General features: G+C 66.6%; 13 protein-coding genes and 3 pseudogenes. 11 read left to right on the top strand and 5 right to left on the bottom strand.

Translation table 11 applies throughout. The annotated features are described in order from the left end of the window. The 10 genes and pseudogenes from mobA to GPA_RS03800 form a co-directional block, all read left to right on the top strand. Nucleotides 1-917, top strand: a 917-nt coding sequence (gene mobA, locus GPA_RS03840) for a molybdenum cofactor guanylyltransferase (protein ID WP_041239012.1), incomplete at its 5' end; no start/stop codon positions are given. A 2-nt stretch (nt 918-919) separates the two neighbouring features. After that, nucleotides 920-2068 (top strand): 4Fe-4S binding protein, encoded by a 1149-nt coding sequence (locus GPA_RS03835; RefSeq protein ID WP_015538988.1) that lies wholly within the window; start codon nt 920-922, stop codon nt 2066-2068. Between the two features lie 145 nt (nt 2069-2213). Next, complete coding sequence (locus GPA_RS03830; RefSeq protein WP_041239010.1) at nt 2214-2648, top strand: RrF2 family transcriptional regulator; 435 nt, start codon at nt 2214-2216, stop codon at nt 2646-2648. A gap of 57 nt (nt 2649-2705) precedes the next feature. After that, on the top strand, nt 2706-4070 hold the full coding sequence (locus GPA_RS03825; protein WP_015538987.1) for a redoxin family protein: 1365 nt from the start codon (nt 2706-2708) through the stop codon (nt 4068-4070). A gap of 190 nt (nt 4071-4260) precedes the next feature. Continuing rightward, nucleotides 4261-5106 (top strand): transporter substrate-binding domain-containing protein, encoded by an 846-nt coding sequence (locus tag GPA_RS03820; protein WP_015538986.1) that lies wholly within the window; start codon nt 4261-4263, stop codon nt 5104-5106. 185 nt (nt 5107-5291) lie between these two features. After that, nucleotides 5292-5945: an amino acid ABC transporter permease gene (locus tag GPA_RS03815; protein ID WP_015538985.1), complete on the top strand. Its 654-nt coding sequence runs from the start codon at nt 5292-5294 to the stop codon at nt 5943-5945. An 88-nt stretch (nt 5946-6033) separates the two neighbouring features. Then, the gene (locus tag GPA_RS03810) at nt 6034-6810 is read left to right on the top strand and encodes an amino acid ABC transporter ATP-binding protein (RefSeq protein ID WP_041239008.1); all 777 of its coding nucleotides are present in this window, start codon (nt 6034-6036) and stop codon (nt 6808-6810) included. Between the two features lie 2 nt (nt 6811-6812). Then, nucleotides 6813-7280 (top strand): YbaK/EbsC family protein, encoded by a 468-nt coding sequence (locus tag GPA_RS03805; protein ID WP_015538984.1) that lies wholly within the window; start codon nt 6813-6815, stop codon nt 7278-7280. Continuing rightward, nucleotides 7277-7405 (top strand): annotated as a pseudogene (locus tag GPA_RS20610) (hypothetical protein); the annotation flags it as partial. The gene GPA_RS03805 and the pseudogene GPA_RS20610, both read left to right, overlap by 4 nt. Nucleotides 7406-7458: 53 nt before the next feature. Beyond that, nucleotides 7459-8103 carry a histidine phosphatase family protein gene (locus tag GPA_RS03800; RefSeq protein WP_083808903.1) on the top strand — a complete coding sequence of 215 codons (645 nt, stop codon included), beginning with the start codon at nt 7459-7461 and terminating at the stop codon, nt 8101-8103. A 24-nt stretch (nt 8104-8127) separates the two neighbouring features. Here the strand turns inward: GPA_RS03800 and GPA_RS03795 are convergent, their stop codons facing one another. From GPA_RS03795 to GPA_RS03775, 5 genes and pseudogenes are all read right to left on the bottom strand, one after another. Continuing rightward, nucleotides 8128-9264: a helix-turn-helix transcriptional regulator gene (locus GPA_RS03795; RefSeq protein WP_156790918.1), complete on the bottom strand. Its 1137-nt coding sequence runs from the start codon at nt 9262-9264 to the stop codon at nt 8128-8130. Between the two features lie 81 nt (nt 9265-9345). Continuing rightward, nucleotides 9346-9627: a hypothetical protein gene (locus tag GPA_RS03790; RefSeq protein ID WP_041239004.1), complete on the bottom strand. Its 282-nt coding sequence runs from the start codon at nt 9625-9627 to the stop codon at nt 9346-9348. 306 nt (nt 9628-9933) lie between these two features. Then, entirely contained in the window at nt 9934-11163 is a 1230-nt protein-coding gene (locus tag GPA_RS03785; RefSeq protein WP_041239002.1) for an MFS transporter, read from the bottom strand. Nucleotides 11164-11358: 195 nt separating this feature from the next. Continuing rightward, nucleotides 11359-11586: pseudogene (locus GPA_RS20605) on the bottom strand (oxidoreductase); the annotation flags it as partial. A 167-nt stretch (nt 11587-11753) separates the two neighbouring features. Then, nucleotides 11754-13841 (bottom strand): annotated as a pseudogene (locus GPA_RS03775) (molybdopterin-dependent oxidoreductase); the annotation flags it as partial. 253 nt (nt 13842-14094) lie between these two features. Here GPA_RS03775 and GPA_RS19935 point away from each other — a divergent pair. Beyond that, nucleotides 14095-14279: hypothetical protein (locus tag GPA_RS19935; RefSeq protein ID WP_231847555.1), on the top strand; the 185-nt coding region annotated here is incomplete at its 3' end.

Genomic DNA, 14279 nt, shown 5'->3' with positions numbered 1-14279 from the left:
CGCAGTTCTCGCGCGGCACGGTGCCGCCCGCGGACGACGAGGACGCGCGCGAAGCGCTGCGCCGCGTCATGGAGGGCGACGACGTGCCGGCCGATGCTTCGGCGGTGGGCGAGCATTTCAAGACGCAGCACCCCGACCACGTGGACATCTCCAACAAGCTGCCCACGTCCGACACGGTGGCCGTGGTCACCGACATCGCCGAGGCCGTGCATGCCGCCAAGCTGTACAACGTCCCGTCGTTCGACCTGTGCGACGTGGCCGGCCTCGCCGACTTCGTGGAGGAGCACTACGTGCGCCCGCGCGTGACCGTGGTCATCCAGGCGGGCGGCGAGAGCCGGCGCATGGGGCGTAGCAAGGCCACCGTTCCCTTCGCGGGGCGCCCGCTCATCTGCCGCCTCGTGGAGCGCTTGGCCCCGGTGTCCGACGACCTGGTCATCACCACGAACGAGCCGGACAACCTGGCGTTTCTTCACGCCGAGTTCCCGCAGTACCGCATCCAGCTCGTGTGCGACGCGTTCGACTACCGCGGCGCGCTGCCCGGCCTCTACACGGCCATGCAGGCCGCCCGCAACCCCTACGTGGCCGTGGTGGCGTGCGACATGGTGTTCGCCTCGGGGTCGCTCGTGGTGGCCGAGGCGCTGGCCATGAACGAGTCGGGCGCCGACGTGGTGGTGCCCGTGAACAAGCACGGCTACGAGCCGTTCCATGCCCTGTACCGCCGCATGGCCTGTCTGCCCGCCGTGCGCCGCGCGCTCGACCGGGGGGAGAAGCGCGCCCAGGCGTTCTTCGACGATGTGAAGGTGCTGGAGTTCCCGCAGAGCAAGGTGTTGGAGGCGGAGCCCATGGGCGGCTGCTTCATCAACGCGAACACGCCCGACGAGCTGCACGCGCTCGAGGAGTCGTTCCTGGAAGGATAGGCATGCCCAACCTCATCGACATCGTGGAAGTGGCCGAGGCCCTGGAGAGCAAGGCCGTGTTCCTGGCGCCCGATCGCTGCACCGTGGTGCGCAACCGCCACTCCTCGTGCCGGAAGTGCACCGATGCGTGCCCGACGGATGCCGTGGGCGCGAAGGACAACGTGCTCGCCCTCGACAACGAACGGTGCGTGGCGTGCGGCGCCTGCACCACCGTGTGCCCCACCGAGGCGCTCATCCCGCTCGCCCCGCTCGACGAGGACCTGGCCGCCTCGGTGGCCGACGCCGTGGTGGCCTCGGGCGGCCGCGCTGTTTTCGCGTGCGCCCGCATCGCCTCGAAGCGCAAGGGGGACCCCACGAAGTTCGCGGAAGTGCCGTGCCTGGCGCGCATGGAGGAGAGCGTGCTGTTGGAATTGGCGGCCCGCGGCGTGGAGGATATCCTGCTGGTGGACGGCACCTGCGCCACCTGCAAGTTCCGTGCGTGCGTGCCGGGCATCGACGCCACGGTGGCCTCGGCGAACCAGCTGCTGGCCGCCCAGGGTTCGCCCATCCGCGTGGAGCGCGCCTCGGCGTTCCCGGACGACGTGCTGCTGGAGGACGCGCGCAGCCTGCTGGGCGCCTCGCGCCGCGGTTTCTTCTCGCAGGCCAAGGGCACGGCGCTGGATGCGGCCGGGAAGACGGTGGAGGTTGCCTTCAAGAAGACCGGCATGGCGAACGTGCCGTCGCTGCGCGACAGGCTGCGCATGTCCGATGCGGGCACGCTGCCCCAGTTCAATCCCGTGCGGCGCATGCATGTGCTGGATGCCATGGACAGCCTGGGACCGTCGGTGGCGCCCGAGATAGACACGCGCCTGTTCGGCAGCGTGCACGTGGATGCCGAGGCGTGCTCGTCGTGCGGCATGTGCGCGGTGTTCTGCCCCACCGGCGCGCTCAAGAAGAGCGACCTCGTGCCCGAGGAGGGCGAGGGCAGCTTCCTGGAGTTCTCGGCGGCCGACTGCGTGCAGTGCAACCTGTGCGCCGATGCCTGCCTGAAGGACTGCCTGACGGTGAGCCCCATCGTGGCCACCGAGGAGTTGTTCGACTTCGAGCCCCGGCTGATCTACCTGCCGAACCCGCCCGCGCGCCCGGGCATCCTATCGAGCCTGAAGCGGTAAGCCGCACGCGGTCGCCGGCGGATTATTCGTGCCTTTCGCGAACTGTACCTTTTCTTTGTACAGAACATACTGTATAAGTAAAGTGAACAGTTAGGTAAGCAGTCCGGCGCAGGCGCCGAGTGCGAGCGAAGGCGGGCGAGTCAACTTGAACAGCGATTTCATCGTGGCGGTGCACGCATTGGTGTTCCTGAACCACAAGCAGGGCGTCGTGTCGAGCGAGGCGCTGGCGGAGAACGTGTGCACGAACGCCGCCCGGGTCCGCAAGGTCATGGCGCCGCTCAAGCGCGCGGGGCTCGTGGAGACGCGCGAAGGCAACGAGGGGGGCTACCGGTTCGCGGCCGACCCGGTTGGCACCGACCTGGCGTCCATCGCCGAGGCGCTGGGCGTGCGCTTCGTCGAGGCGCGCTGGCACAGCGGCGATGCCGACAAGGAGTGCCTCGTGGCCTCCGGCATGGGCGGCATCATGGACGGCATATTCGCCGAGCTGGACGAATGCTGCCGCGAGCGCTTGAAACAGGTGACGGTGGCGTCCATCGACGACCGCATCTTCGGCGGGGCGTCCGCGGCAAAGCCCGCGTAGCGCCGCATCCCCTCCCGCGTTCGGCCCCGCGCCGACGACGACCGATGAGGAGCAACCATGGGTTTCTCGCTTGAGACGAGCGTTCCGGCGCTCACCGTGTTCGTCCAGGGCCTGTTGAGCTTCTTCTCGCCCTGCGTGCTTCCGCTCATCCCGCTGTACGTGGGTTATCTCGCAGGCGGGGCGGGTGTCGAGGGCGACGACGGCACCATCGCGTACCCGCGCAAGAAGGTGCTGGTGAACACCTTGTTCTTCGTCGTGGGCGTGAGCTTCGCGTTCTTCCTGCTGGGCTTCGGGTTCACGGCGCTCGGCCAGTTCTTCACAGGCAACCAGCGCGTGTTCTCGGTGGCGGCCGGCATCATCATGGCGGCGTTCGGCCTGTACATGCTGGGAGCCTTCGGCAAGACGCGCGTCATCGAGACGGAGCGCCGTCTGCCGTTCAACCTGGGGCGCTTTGCCATGAACCCGCTGGTGGCGCTTGTGCTGGGCTTCACGTTCAGCTTCGCGTGGACGCCGTGCGTGGGACCGGTGCTGGCCAGCGTGCTGCTCATGGCGTCGTCCAGCGCGTCGGCTGCGACGGGCTTCGCGCTCGTGGGCGTGTACACGGTCGGGTTCGTGCTGCCGTTTCTGGCGGTGGGCCTGTTCACGGGAGAGGTGCTGCGGTTCTTCCGCACGCACGGCAACGTGGTGAAGTACACGGTGAAGGTGGGCGGCGCGCTGCTCATCGTCATGGGCGTGATGACCGCGACCGGGTGGATGAACGGCGTGACCAGCTACCTTTCGAGCTTCGGTGCTGCTCCGGCCGCGCAGGAGCAGCCGGCCGACCAGGGCGCGGGCGGTGCGGCGAGCGGTGACAACGGCACCGGAAGCACCGGCGGCGAAGGCACCGGCTCCGGCAGCGCGTCCGGTGGGTCATCCGAGGGTGGTTCGGCCGACGCGGGCGCGGCCTCCAAGGACGGCATGAGGATGGCCCCGAACGCCGACCTCGTGCTGGCCGACCAAGACGGGGTGGAGCACAGGCTGTCCGACTACCGCGGCAAGACGGTGTTCCTGAACTTCTTCGCCACCTGGTGCGGGCCGTGCCAGCGCGAGATACCCGATATCGAGGCGCTGTACCGCGACCGCGGGGAAAACGCGGGCGAGGTGGTGGTGCTGGGCGTGGCGAACCCCAAGACGCCCGAGCATCCGCAGAACAGCGACGTGGGCGTGGACGAGGTCAAGGCCTTCGTCGACGAGTACGGCATCACGTATCCCGTGCTCATGGACACCACGGGCCAGCTGTTCTCGTCGTTCGGCGTGAGCTCGTTCCCCACCACGTTCATGATCGACAAGGACGGGTACGTGTTCGGCTACGCGGCCGGCATGCTCACCGCCGACGTCATGGACAGCATCGTCGACCAAACCGTCTCCGGCGTGCGGAAGTAGCACACGCCTGCCGCCCGCCGGGCGGGTGCGGCGTATTCCCGTGCATTCCCGTGTTCGGGCTCTTCCCCTTCCCGGGAGCTGTGTTATACTGCCAGCAACGCTTTAGCGCAGTAAAGTAGAAAAGCGGTCGAGGGGCGCGCAGCCAGGGGAGGCGGGCGTCGGGCCGCAGGGACATGGGAGGAACGGACCTATGAAGAAGAAACTCAAGGGCATCGTCGTTGCTGCGGCGACGCTCGCACTGGCGGCCGTCATGCTGGCCGGCTGCTCGGGCGGCGGCGACGCGCAGAAGAGCGACGAGGGCAAGGCGGGCGACGCCCCGTTCACGCTCACGGTGGGCTTCGACCAGGGCTACCCGCCCTACGGCTACGTGGGCGATGACGGCCAGTTCACGGGCTTCGACCTGGAGCTTGCCAAGGCCGTGTGCGAGAAGATGGGCTGGGAGCTGAAGCTGGAGCCCATCGATTGGGATGCGAAGGACGCGCTCATCGGCAGCGGCACCATCAATTGCATTTGGAACGGCTTCACCATGGAAAACCGAGAGGACGACTACACGTTCTCCGAGCCGTATATGTACAACGAGCAGGTGGTGGTCGTGAAGAAGGACAGCGGCGCCAAGAACCTCGAGGACCTCGCCGGCAAGACGGTGCTCACGCAGGTTGACTCGGCGGCGCTCCATGTGCTCGAGAACGACAACGCGGAGGAGGGCGGCCAGGCCGCGCTTGCCGCCACGTTCAAGGAACTGCAGACCATCGGCGACTACAACAACGCCTTCATGCAGCTCGAGTCCGGCATGGTGGACGCCGTGGCGTGCGACCTGTCCATCGCGAGCTTCCAGATGGCTGCCAAGCCCGACGCCTACGTGAAGCTGGGCGTGCTCGCTCCCGAGAACTACGCCGTGGGCTTCAAGAAGGGCGACACGGAGCTCGCCAAGCAGGTGACCGACGCCCTCAAGCAGCTCGACGAGGAGGGCTTCGTCAAGGAGCTCTGCGCGAAGTACGAGGATCAGGGCATCACCTACGACAACTGGGTTCTGTAGCGTTCCGGCGGCCTGCCGGCCGCCGAGACTGCTCGACGCTGCGAAGCGCTGACGCACCCCGCTTGCCCCTTTTTCGCTTGCCCTCACGTGCACAAGCACGCTCGGCTGCGAAACGGGGCAATCCGGGGCACGTCAGCGCTTCTCGCTGACTTTGATGGACCTGTGATGATTGAGAAAGGCCGGACATGGAATTCGCGACGATGATGGAACTCTTGCTCTCGGGATTGGCTTTCACCGTGCAGATCTTCCTCGTCACCCTTGTCGGCTCGCTGCCGCTTGGGGTGCTGGTGGCGTTCGGTCGCATGAGCCGCTTCAAGCCCATAGCGCTCGTCACGCGCTTCTATATCTCGGTCATGCGGGGAACGCCGCTCATGCTGCAGCTCATGGCGCTCATGTTCGGACCTTACTACCTGTTAGGTCTCAACATGGGGGGCGACTGGAAGTACTGGGCGTGCTCCATCGGCTTCATCATCAACTACGCGGCCTACTTCGGCGAGATCTACCGCGGCGGCATCCAGTCCATCCCGCGCGGGCAGTACGAGGCGGCCGAGGTGCTGGGCTACTCGAAGCTCCAGACGTTCATGAAGATCGTGCTTCCCCAGGTGGTCAAGCGCATCCTGCCCGCCATGAGCAACGAGATCATCACGCTGGTGAAGGACACGTCGCTCGCGTTCGTGCTCGGCATCATGGAGATGTTCAGCCAGGCGAAGGCCATCGCCGCCTCGCAGGTGAGCATGCTTCCCTATGTGATCGCCGGCGTGATCTACTGGGTGTTCAACTTCATTGTGGAGATCGTGCTCACGCGCATCGAGAAGAAGCTGAACTACTACCATGACTGATGGTTTCGCCGCTCTGACGAAGGGCTGATCGGGCCGACGCTGCGGAAACCCTCGCTGACTTTGGTGGACCTGGAAGGAGCTGGAAGTTGTGACAAGCGAACAGCCGCTCGTGCTCTTGGAGCACGCGAGGAAGAGCTTCGGCGGCACGCCGGTGCTGAAGGATATCTCGCTCTCGGTGCGCCGGGGCGAGGTCGTGGCCGTGATCGGGCCGTCGGGGGGCGGCAAGTCCACCCTTCTGCGCTGCTGCACGCTGCTGGAGACGCTGGACGGCGGGCGCCTGGCATACGGCGACCTGGTGGTGGCCGAGGAGGATGCGGCCGGCCGCGCCGTCTACGCGGGCAAGGCCGCGCTCAAGGAGGCCAAGACGCGCTTCGGCCTGGTGTTCCAGAACTTCAACCTGTTCCCGCACTACACGGTGCTGAAGAACGTGACCGACGCGCCGCTGCACGTGCAGAAGCGCCCGAAGGACGAGGTCATGGAACATGCGCGCGCCCTGCTGGCGAAGATGGGGCTGGCGGGCACGGAGGACAAGGTGCCCTGCGAGCTGTCGGGCGGCATGCAGCAGCGCGTGGCCATCGCCCGCGCGCTCGCGCTCGACCCCGACGTGCTGTTCTTCGACGAGCCCACGAGCGCGCTCGACCCGGAGCTCACGAAGGACGTGCTCAAGGTCATCCGAGACTTGGCCGCCGAGCACATGACCATGGTGATCGTGACGCACGAGATGAGCTTCGCGCGCGACGTGGCCGACCACATCGTGTTCATGGACGGCGGCGTGATCGTGGAGGAGGGCCCCGCCGAGCAGGTCATCAACCGCCCGCAGCACCAGCGCACCCGCGCGTTTCTGGCGAAGTACGAAGGGGAGTAGCGATGGCCATCGACAAGGTGAAGGCCTACCTGCGCGAGCGCGGCATGGACGGCCGCGTGCTGGAGTTCGACACGTCTAGCGCAACGGTGGAGCTGGCGGCGGCTGCCGTGGGCTGCGAGCCGGCGCGCATTGCCAAGACGCTGTCGTTCCACGTGGGTGACCGGGTGGCGCTCGTGGTGGCGGCCGGCGACGCCCGCATCGACAACCCCAAGTTCAAGGCGCAGTTCGGATGCAAGGCTAAGATGCTCGCCGCCGACGAGGCCGAGCCGCTCATCGGCCACGGCGTGGGCGGGGTGTGCCCGTTCGCCGTGAACGAGGGCGTGGACGTGTTCCTGGACGAGTCGCTGCGCCGCTTCGACACGGTGTACCCGGCGGCCGGCAGCGCGGCGAGCGCCGTGCGCCTCTCGCCCGACGAGCTCGAGCGCTGCGCCGAGCCCTGCACGTGGGTCGACGTGTGCAAGCTGCCATGACGGTGCAGGACGGCAGCCTGCTTCCTGCTGCCCGCTTCGGTGCAGAAGGGGCGCCCGTGACATTCTACGTGGTGCGCCACGGCCAGACGCTGTTCAACGTCATGGGCAAGGTGCAGGGCTGGTGCGACACGCCGCTCACGGACGAGGGCGTGCGCGCCGCCGAGGCGCTCGGCCGCGTTTGGCCGACGTCGACTTCGCCGCCGCGTTCTCCAGCGACAGCGGTCGGGCCGTGCAGACGCTCGACGCGCTGCTGGGGGCGCGGGCCGCGCAACGTGGCGAGGCGTACGCGCCTCCCGAGACCTTCCCGCCCACCTGCGTGCCGAACGGCCCCTCTTCGGCCATCGAGTACGGTGCGCTGCATACCCTGCTCTGCGCCGAGACGCCGTTTCCCCTGGCGCACGACCCGCGCCTGCGCGAGTGGTGCTACGGCGATTTGGAGGGAGAGCCGGGCGACCAGCTGCGGGCGGCGCTTGCCCGCGGGTTCGGCGCGGAATTGGGCTTCGAGGAGCACAACCGCCGCCTGCCCGAGGTGGCCGACGTGCTCGCGCGTGCCGATACGTCGGGGCGTGCCGAGCGCTTCGATGCCATCGAGCGGCGTCTCTCCGGCTTCTTCGCCGAGGCGGGCGAGGCCGTGCGCTTGGCCGGCGGCGGCAACGCGCTCGTGGTCACGCACTCGTTCGTGGTGCGCACGCTGGTGTACCTGCTGGACCCTGCGCGCGTGAACGACCCGGCGAAGATCCCCAACGCCAGCGTCACGCGCATCGGCTACGACGGCCATGCGTTCTCGCTGGCCGAGATAGGCTCCACCGACTGGCAACGGTGAGACGGGGGATTCCCCCCGTCTCACCTACAGCTTGGCCTCCACCATGTCGATCAATTCCTGCTGCGAATGCACGTCCAGCTTCTTGTAAATGTGGTAGGTGTGGGTCTTGATGGTGTGCGGCGAGATGACCAGCTCTTCCGCGATGTAGTGCTGGTTTCGCCCGCGCGCCAGCATCGTGTGTATCCGCGTCTCCTGGTTGGTCAGCTCGTACGCCTCCGCAATCTCGGCGCACGCCGCCTTCCACTTGTCCAAGAACGCGTCCGCCTGCGGCTCGCCGGACTCCTCCTTGCGGCTTTTCACGAGGTCCCACACCAGCAGCATGACCAGGGCGATCACGATGACGATGGAGAAGATGGCGTACCCGGTGTCAAACCCCGCCTTTCCCAGCCCGGCGTACAGCAGCGCCCCGACCGACCACCCGATGAAGATACCCGCGAAGTTGCCGATGGTGGGCGGTGCGTAGGATGCGTACACCGGCAGCTGGCGGTCGCTTATCTCGTCGGCCAGATCGCCCCAGGTGATGGCATCGTAGCAGGTGAACCCGAAGATGATCAGTGCTAGGAAGAAGACCTTCAGCATCTCCGGCACGTAGGGAAACGGCAGCACCGCCAAGGCGATGAGCGGAAGCAGGAGCATGCGGTACAGGTCGGAGTCGGCCTCCACCTTCTTCGACAGAACGTACACCGCGAACGCCAAAGACGATACGGCGATCGAGGCGGCAATCACCACCACCAGCCCGTTCTCCACGGCAAGGCTGAGCACGGTATAGGAGGTCACGCCGAATACGAGCGTGTACAGGAGGGTGCGCGGCAACGTGGGAACGAATTCCCGGAACCGGTCGAGCACCGCCTCGAGGTAGGCACGGTAGGACGCGGCATCTTCGAGCCGTTTCGGGCCGATGCCCTTGCTTGCCAAATGCGAGCACGCAACGGAGGCAACGGGGAAGGAGGCTATCATGACAATGCCCACGACGGGGTCCATGAACAGCGGAAGAACATACAAAAGCGAGGCCAGCAGGAATGCGAGCGCGATGCTGCGCATGAGCTTGGCGCGCCGCAGCCATACGAAGAAGGGACCGGTCTTCAGATAGACGAACGAGGACGCAAGCCCCCCGAGGGCGAAGAGCACGCCTGCCTGCAGGAAGCCGAGCTCGCTTCCCATCTGCCCCAGAAAAGCCGGGACCTCCGCCAGGATCGACGGCAGCGCGACGCCGATTCCGAACCAAAGGCGGTCGACCACATGCTACAGGTGCCAGCCGGCCAAGGCGAAGACGACCATGCTGAGCGCGGAGGCGCCCGCCACGATCACGCAGAGCAGGAGGTAGGCGCTGAAATCCGCCGTGGCGAACGGGTTCAGCACGTTCGCATGGAATATCGAGAAGATCCAGGCCCAGTAGGCAGCCAGCGCGACGATGCCCAAGATCACGCGTCTCGAGCTGTTGCCGATGAGCAGGTCGCGGGCGTCGCCTTCCGTCGGCTCGACGTTCTTGTTGGCGGGGGGCAGTTGCCTCTCTTGAGCAGTCACGGTCTTCTCCTGTGGTCTCGGCTAAACCTCGTCATGGTGCGCAGCGCGGCGAAGGCTGCCCAAGCCTCCTTTCGTCCCCGGCGGTTCGGGGAAGACGAAGCCGCACGTCTCGCAGGTCTTCGCGCCGCTTCTGCTCATGCCCAGGCACACAGGGGCACAGCCCCTCGCGGTAGGCGGGATGGCATTTCCCGCAGTTTCGGCATGGAAAGCAATGTTCCCTCACAACAGTACCCCCTCTCGAATCATCAAGGCGGGCGCCGGCCGAAACCGATGCCCGCCGTTTTAACGTGCGTATGCGGCCTGTCGCTATTCGCGCGTGCTGCGGATGCTCTTATTGTAGATGCGGCGGAACACGAGGAGGCAGATGACGCACGCCGCAAGGGACAGCCCGCCCATGGCCATCGCCGCCGCCCCGTAGCCGGCGCTGTCGAGGATCATGCCGACGATGGCAGGCACCGCCAGCGTGCCGCCGTTCTGCCCGAGCACCACGACGGCGGTCGCGGCGCCCACCGTCTTCGGCGAGCGCGCGACCTCGGGGGCCATCGCGAAGAAGACGGTCGGGGCTGCCCCGAGGAAGCACCCGAGGACGAAGGCGATGACGTACGTTCCCACCACGCCGATGTCCAGGTTGAACCACAGGAAGAGGCCGATGGCGCACACCAGCATGTCAATGAACAGCAGCAGGCCCTTGTCCTTCGTCCGCGCGAGGACGAGGCCCATGGCCGTGCCGCCAACCAGCATGCCGGCGGCCGCGATGGTCGCGCACAGGTTCGCCGCGCCCTCGGTCCAGCCGTTCTCCACGTTCAGGAACGGGATGGTGAAGGCGTTGAACGCGTCGGTCGCACCGCCCACGAGGAAGAACATGACAGCGCTTAGGAGGGACAGCGGCGCCAGGTAGCCCCACAGGACCCCGTGCTTCTCGGGATTCTCCTTGGCGCCGGCGGATTCTTCCAGGTCCTTGCGCTCGGATTCGGCGGGAGCCTTCACGCAGACGATCACCAGCAGGAATGCCAGCACGGCGCCGACGAGGCCGAACACCCACATGCCGGTCCAGTTGCCGTTCTCCATGATGGGGGTGGCGGAAAGCGTCACGATCATCATGGCGAAGCCGACGTTCGCGCCCCACACGCCGTTGGCGAGGCCGCGCTTCTTCGGCTCGTACCACATGGCGATGATGCCCGGCCCGGCGGTCATGGCCGCGCCGTACCCGCAGCCCTCGAGTGCACGCGTTACCAGGATGCCCGCGTCGCTGGTCCAGAACAGGCCTGCGATGTTGCCCACGATGGAGACGAGCAGGGCGATGCTCACCACCTTGCGCGCGCCGAAGCGGTCCATGAGCGCGCCGCCGAACAGCGCCATCACGACGGCCGCGATGGAGAACATCGTCATCATGAGGCCCTGGGTGGTGTAGGAGATGCCGAGCACCTCCATCATGTTCGGGGCGGCGGGCGGCACCTTGCCGTACTCGAACGCTATGAGCACGCTGGCTATGATGATGGCCCACACGGGAATCCACGCCCGGTTTTTCTTACTCATTGTGTCCCCTTTCTTGATGGTGCCGGCGCCTGGCGGTCGTTTCCCCTCGTGTCGGGCGCCGGCACGAGCATCGTTGGTCTAGTCCTCTGCCTCGCAGGAGAACAGGGTCTGCTTCGGCTTGCGGGCAAGTTCCTTCGCCAGGTCCTCGAGGTCCCCGTACTTCAGAACCTGTGCCTGGCAATGCTTCACGCAGGTGGGCTCATGACCCTTCGCAACGCGGTCGGCGCACAGGTCGCACTGGTCGGTGGGGGCGGGCAGATAGCTGTACTGCCACGTCTTCGGGGCGTATTCCCACGGGCCCACCTCGTGCACCTTGATGCCCCACTGGTCGCTCGGGTAGCCATGCTCAAGCTGGCAGGCCACCTCGCAGGTGTGGCAGCCCGAGCACCACTCGTAATCGACGAGCAATCCTTTTGCTCCCATTGCCTATTCTCCTTCCCTACCGGATACATCTTGCAGATCGTGTTCTTGTAGTTCGCGCCGAAGCCGGAAGTGCCGCAGTCGTAGGGCAGGAGGTTCTCCACGGTGAGGTCCCACAGGTCGTAGAGGCCCTCGTCGAGCTCGCAGGGCGCCTCCGGGCGCCACCAGGCGTGGTCGGTGCTCACGGTGCGCTCGTTCACGATGGGGGTCTCGCGTACCTGGCGCTTGCAGCGTCCGTGCTGGTTCTCCAGCCACACCCAGTCCCCGTCTTTCACGCCGTGCTGCGCGGCCGTGGCCGGGTTGACGTAGACGAGCGGTTCGGGGTGAAGGGCGCGCATGCGCGGTATCTGGCGATGCTCCGAGTGGAACATGCTCCAGACGCGGGCGCCCGTGGTGAGCACGAGCGGGTACTCCCCGGTGAGCTCGGGCGTGGACCGAGGGCTGGGGACGGGCTCCTCGTACGAGGGGAGCGGGTCGAGGCCCAGGGAGTTGTACAGGGTGCTCCACAGCTCGATGCGCCCGGTTGCGGTCTGGAAGCCGGGGTTGCCGTCGGTGCGCAGCAGGCCCTTCTCGTGCATGCGGTAGTCGAACGGCGGGTAGCCGGGTGCCAGCTCCTGCATCTCCTCGAAGGAGTGCCCCGTCTCCTCCAGGATGTCGGAGAACAGGTCCTCCACGGTTTCCCACGGCCAGGCTTCAGGCGAGATGCGCTTGCCGATGTCGAGGGTTATCTGCATGTCGGACCTCGACTCGCCCAGGGGCTCTATCGCCTTGTTGATGGTCTCGGCGCGCTGCGCCCCATCGCCGATGCGCAGGCCGTTGCGCTCCGCGTACGTGCAGGCGGGCAGGAAGTAGTCGGCCAGCGCCATGGCCGTCGGCGTCATGAACAGGTCGACGACAACGATGGTGTCGATGTTCATATGCGCGGCGAGGGTGCGCTTCGCGTCGACGCCCGTGCAGGCCAGCGGGTTGGTGGTCTGCATCCAGGCGACCTTGATGGGATAGGGCTCGCCCGTTTCCAGGCACCTGATGTAGTCGTCGGTCACGCATTCCTGGAAGCCCATTTTGATGAGCGGGTGCGCCTCCTGGCCGATGCGCTTCGCCTCCTGCTCCGGCGTGAGGAACTCGGAGCCCCAGCCGGCGGCATAGTTGAGGATGCTCGCAGGCTGCTGCATCGTGCCGGGCTTGCCGATGTTGCCGGTGATCTCGAACAGGGCGAGCACGGCCTGCGCCGTGGGGATGGTCTCCTTGATCTGGTCGATGGCGACGCCCCACTGGAGGATGGCCCGCTCGGCCGCCCCGATGCGGCGGGCCGCGGCGGCTATCTCCTCTGCCGGGATCTCCGTGATCTCGGCGACCTCGTCAAGCGGGTAGTCCCGGGCGCGTTCCGCCAGCTCCTCGAAGCCGTAGCACCACAGGTCGACGAACTCGCGGTCGTAGAGGTCGTTCTCCACGAGGTAGTTCGCCATGCCGAGGGCGAGCGCGCCGTCGGTGCCGGGGCGGATCTACAGGAAGAGCTCGGCGCGCGAGGCGAGCCAGGTAAGGCGGGGATCGATGACGATGGCCTTCGTGCCCCTCTTCATGCAGTCGACGACCCAGTGCCCGTACAGGCCGTCGGAATTCGAGACGACGGGGTTGTTGCCCCAGATGACGATGAGGTCGGGTTGCTCCCACTGCGGGTTGTCGTAGCGGTCGGGGAACTGCTGCGCGTAGTCGCCGACCCAGAACGACCCCGAGGTGGAGAAGCAGCCGGCAACGCGGGGCGAGTAGCACGACTGGCCCGACATCATGAACACGAAGTTGGGGCTGTTGAACCCCCAGCACAGGCGCGTGATGTACTGCCCGATGTCGCGCCCGGTCCCGGAGTAGAACGCGACGGATTCCGGGCCGTACGCTTCCTTGGCTTCCAGGATTATCCCGGCGATCTCGTCGAGCACCTCGTCCCAGCCCACCTGCTCCCACCGGTCCTTGCCGCGATTTCCGCGGTCGCGCTTCAAGGGGTGCAGGATGCGGTCCGGCGAGTAGACGACCTCGGGCAAGTCGAGGCAGCGGACGCACAGGCGCCCCTGGTTGAAGGGGTTTTCCGGGTCTCCCTCCACCTTGACGAGCCGGCCGTCGTCGTCGGTGTACAAAAGGACCCCGCACCCCAGGTGGCATCCCGGTGCCGACCAGCCGCACCCCCTGGTCACGTGGAGCCCGTCTTCTTCGTAGCGATAAGGCTTCTTGTGCTCGACGGTGGTATAGTCTCTTTTCTCTGCCATCACACTCCCTCTCCTTCCGTCTTTCCCCCTGCCTGCGGCTTCGGGCGTGGCGGCCGCCCGAGGCGGGATGTGCCAGACCGAAGCCTTCGGGCACACCATCCCACAGCGGCGCGTGGCAGAAAATCGGGTGCGGGGCGTAGAGAGGGGTTTCGAGAGGTGATTTATGTATGTCTGCCCTCCTCATACCATTGGTATGAGGAGGGCAGATGTTCTTGAAGGTGCAGGTCAGATGCGTCTACTTGGAGAAAGGCCCGTGCCAGGCGAAGAGGCCGAGGTTGGCGGGGAGCCCATCGCTGGTGGGGCCATGGTGGTGTCCGGGAGCGGGGTGGAAGCCCGTCCCGCGCGCCTGCCCGCGCTGCGGATTCTGCGGCTGCTGCGCCTGCTGGCGGTCTTGGCGCGCTTGCGTTCCCTGCCCATCCGGCGCTCCGGGGGCAGCGG

The sequence above is a fragment of the Gordonibacter pamelaeae 7-10-1-b genome, from assembly GCF_000210055.1.
Lineage (GTDB): Bacteria > Actinomycetota > Coriobacteriia > Coriobacteriales > Eggerthellaceae > Gordonibacter > Gordonibacter pamelaeae.
The sequence above is the reverse complement of the archived record's forward strand: the minus strand, read 5'-3'. Positions and strand labels throughout refer to the sequence as shown.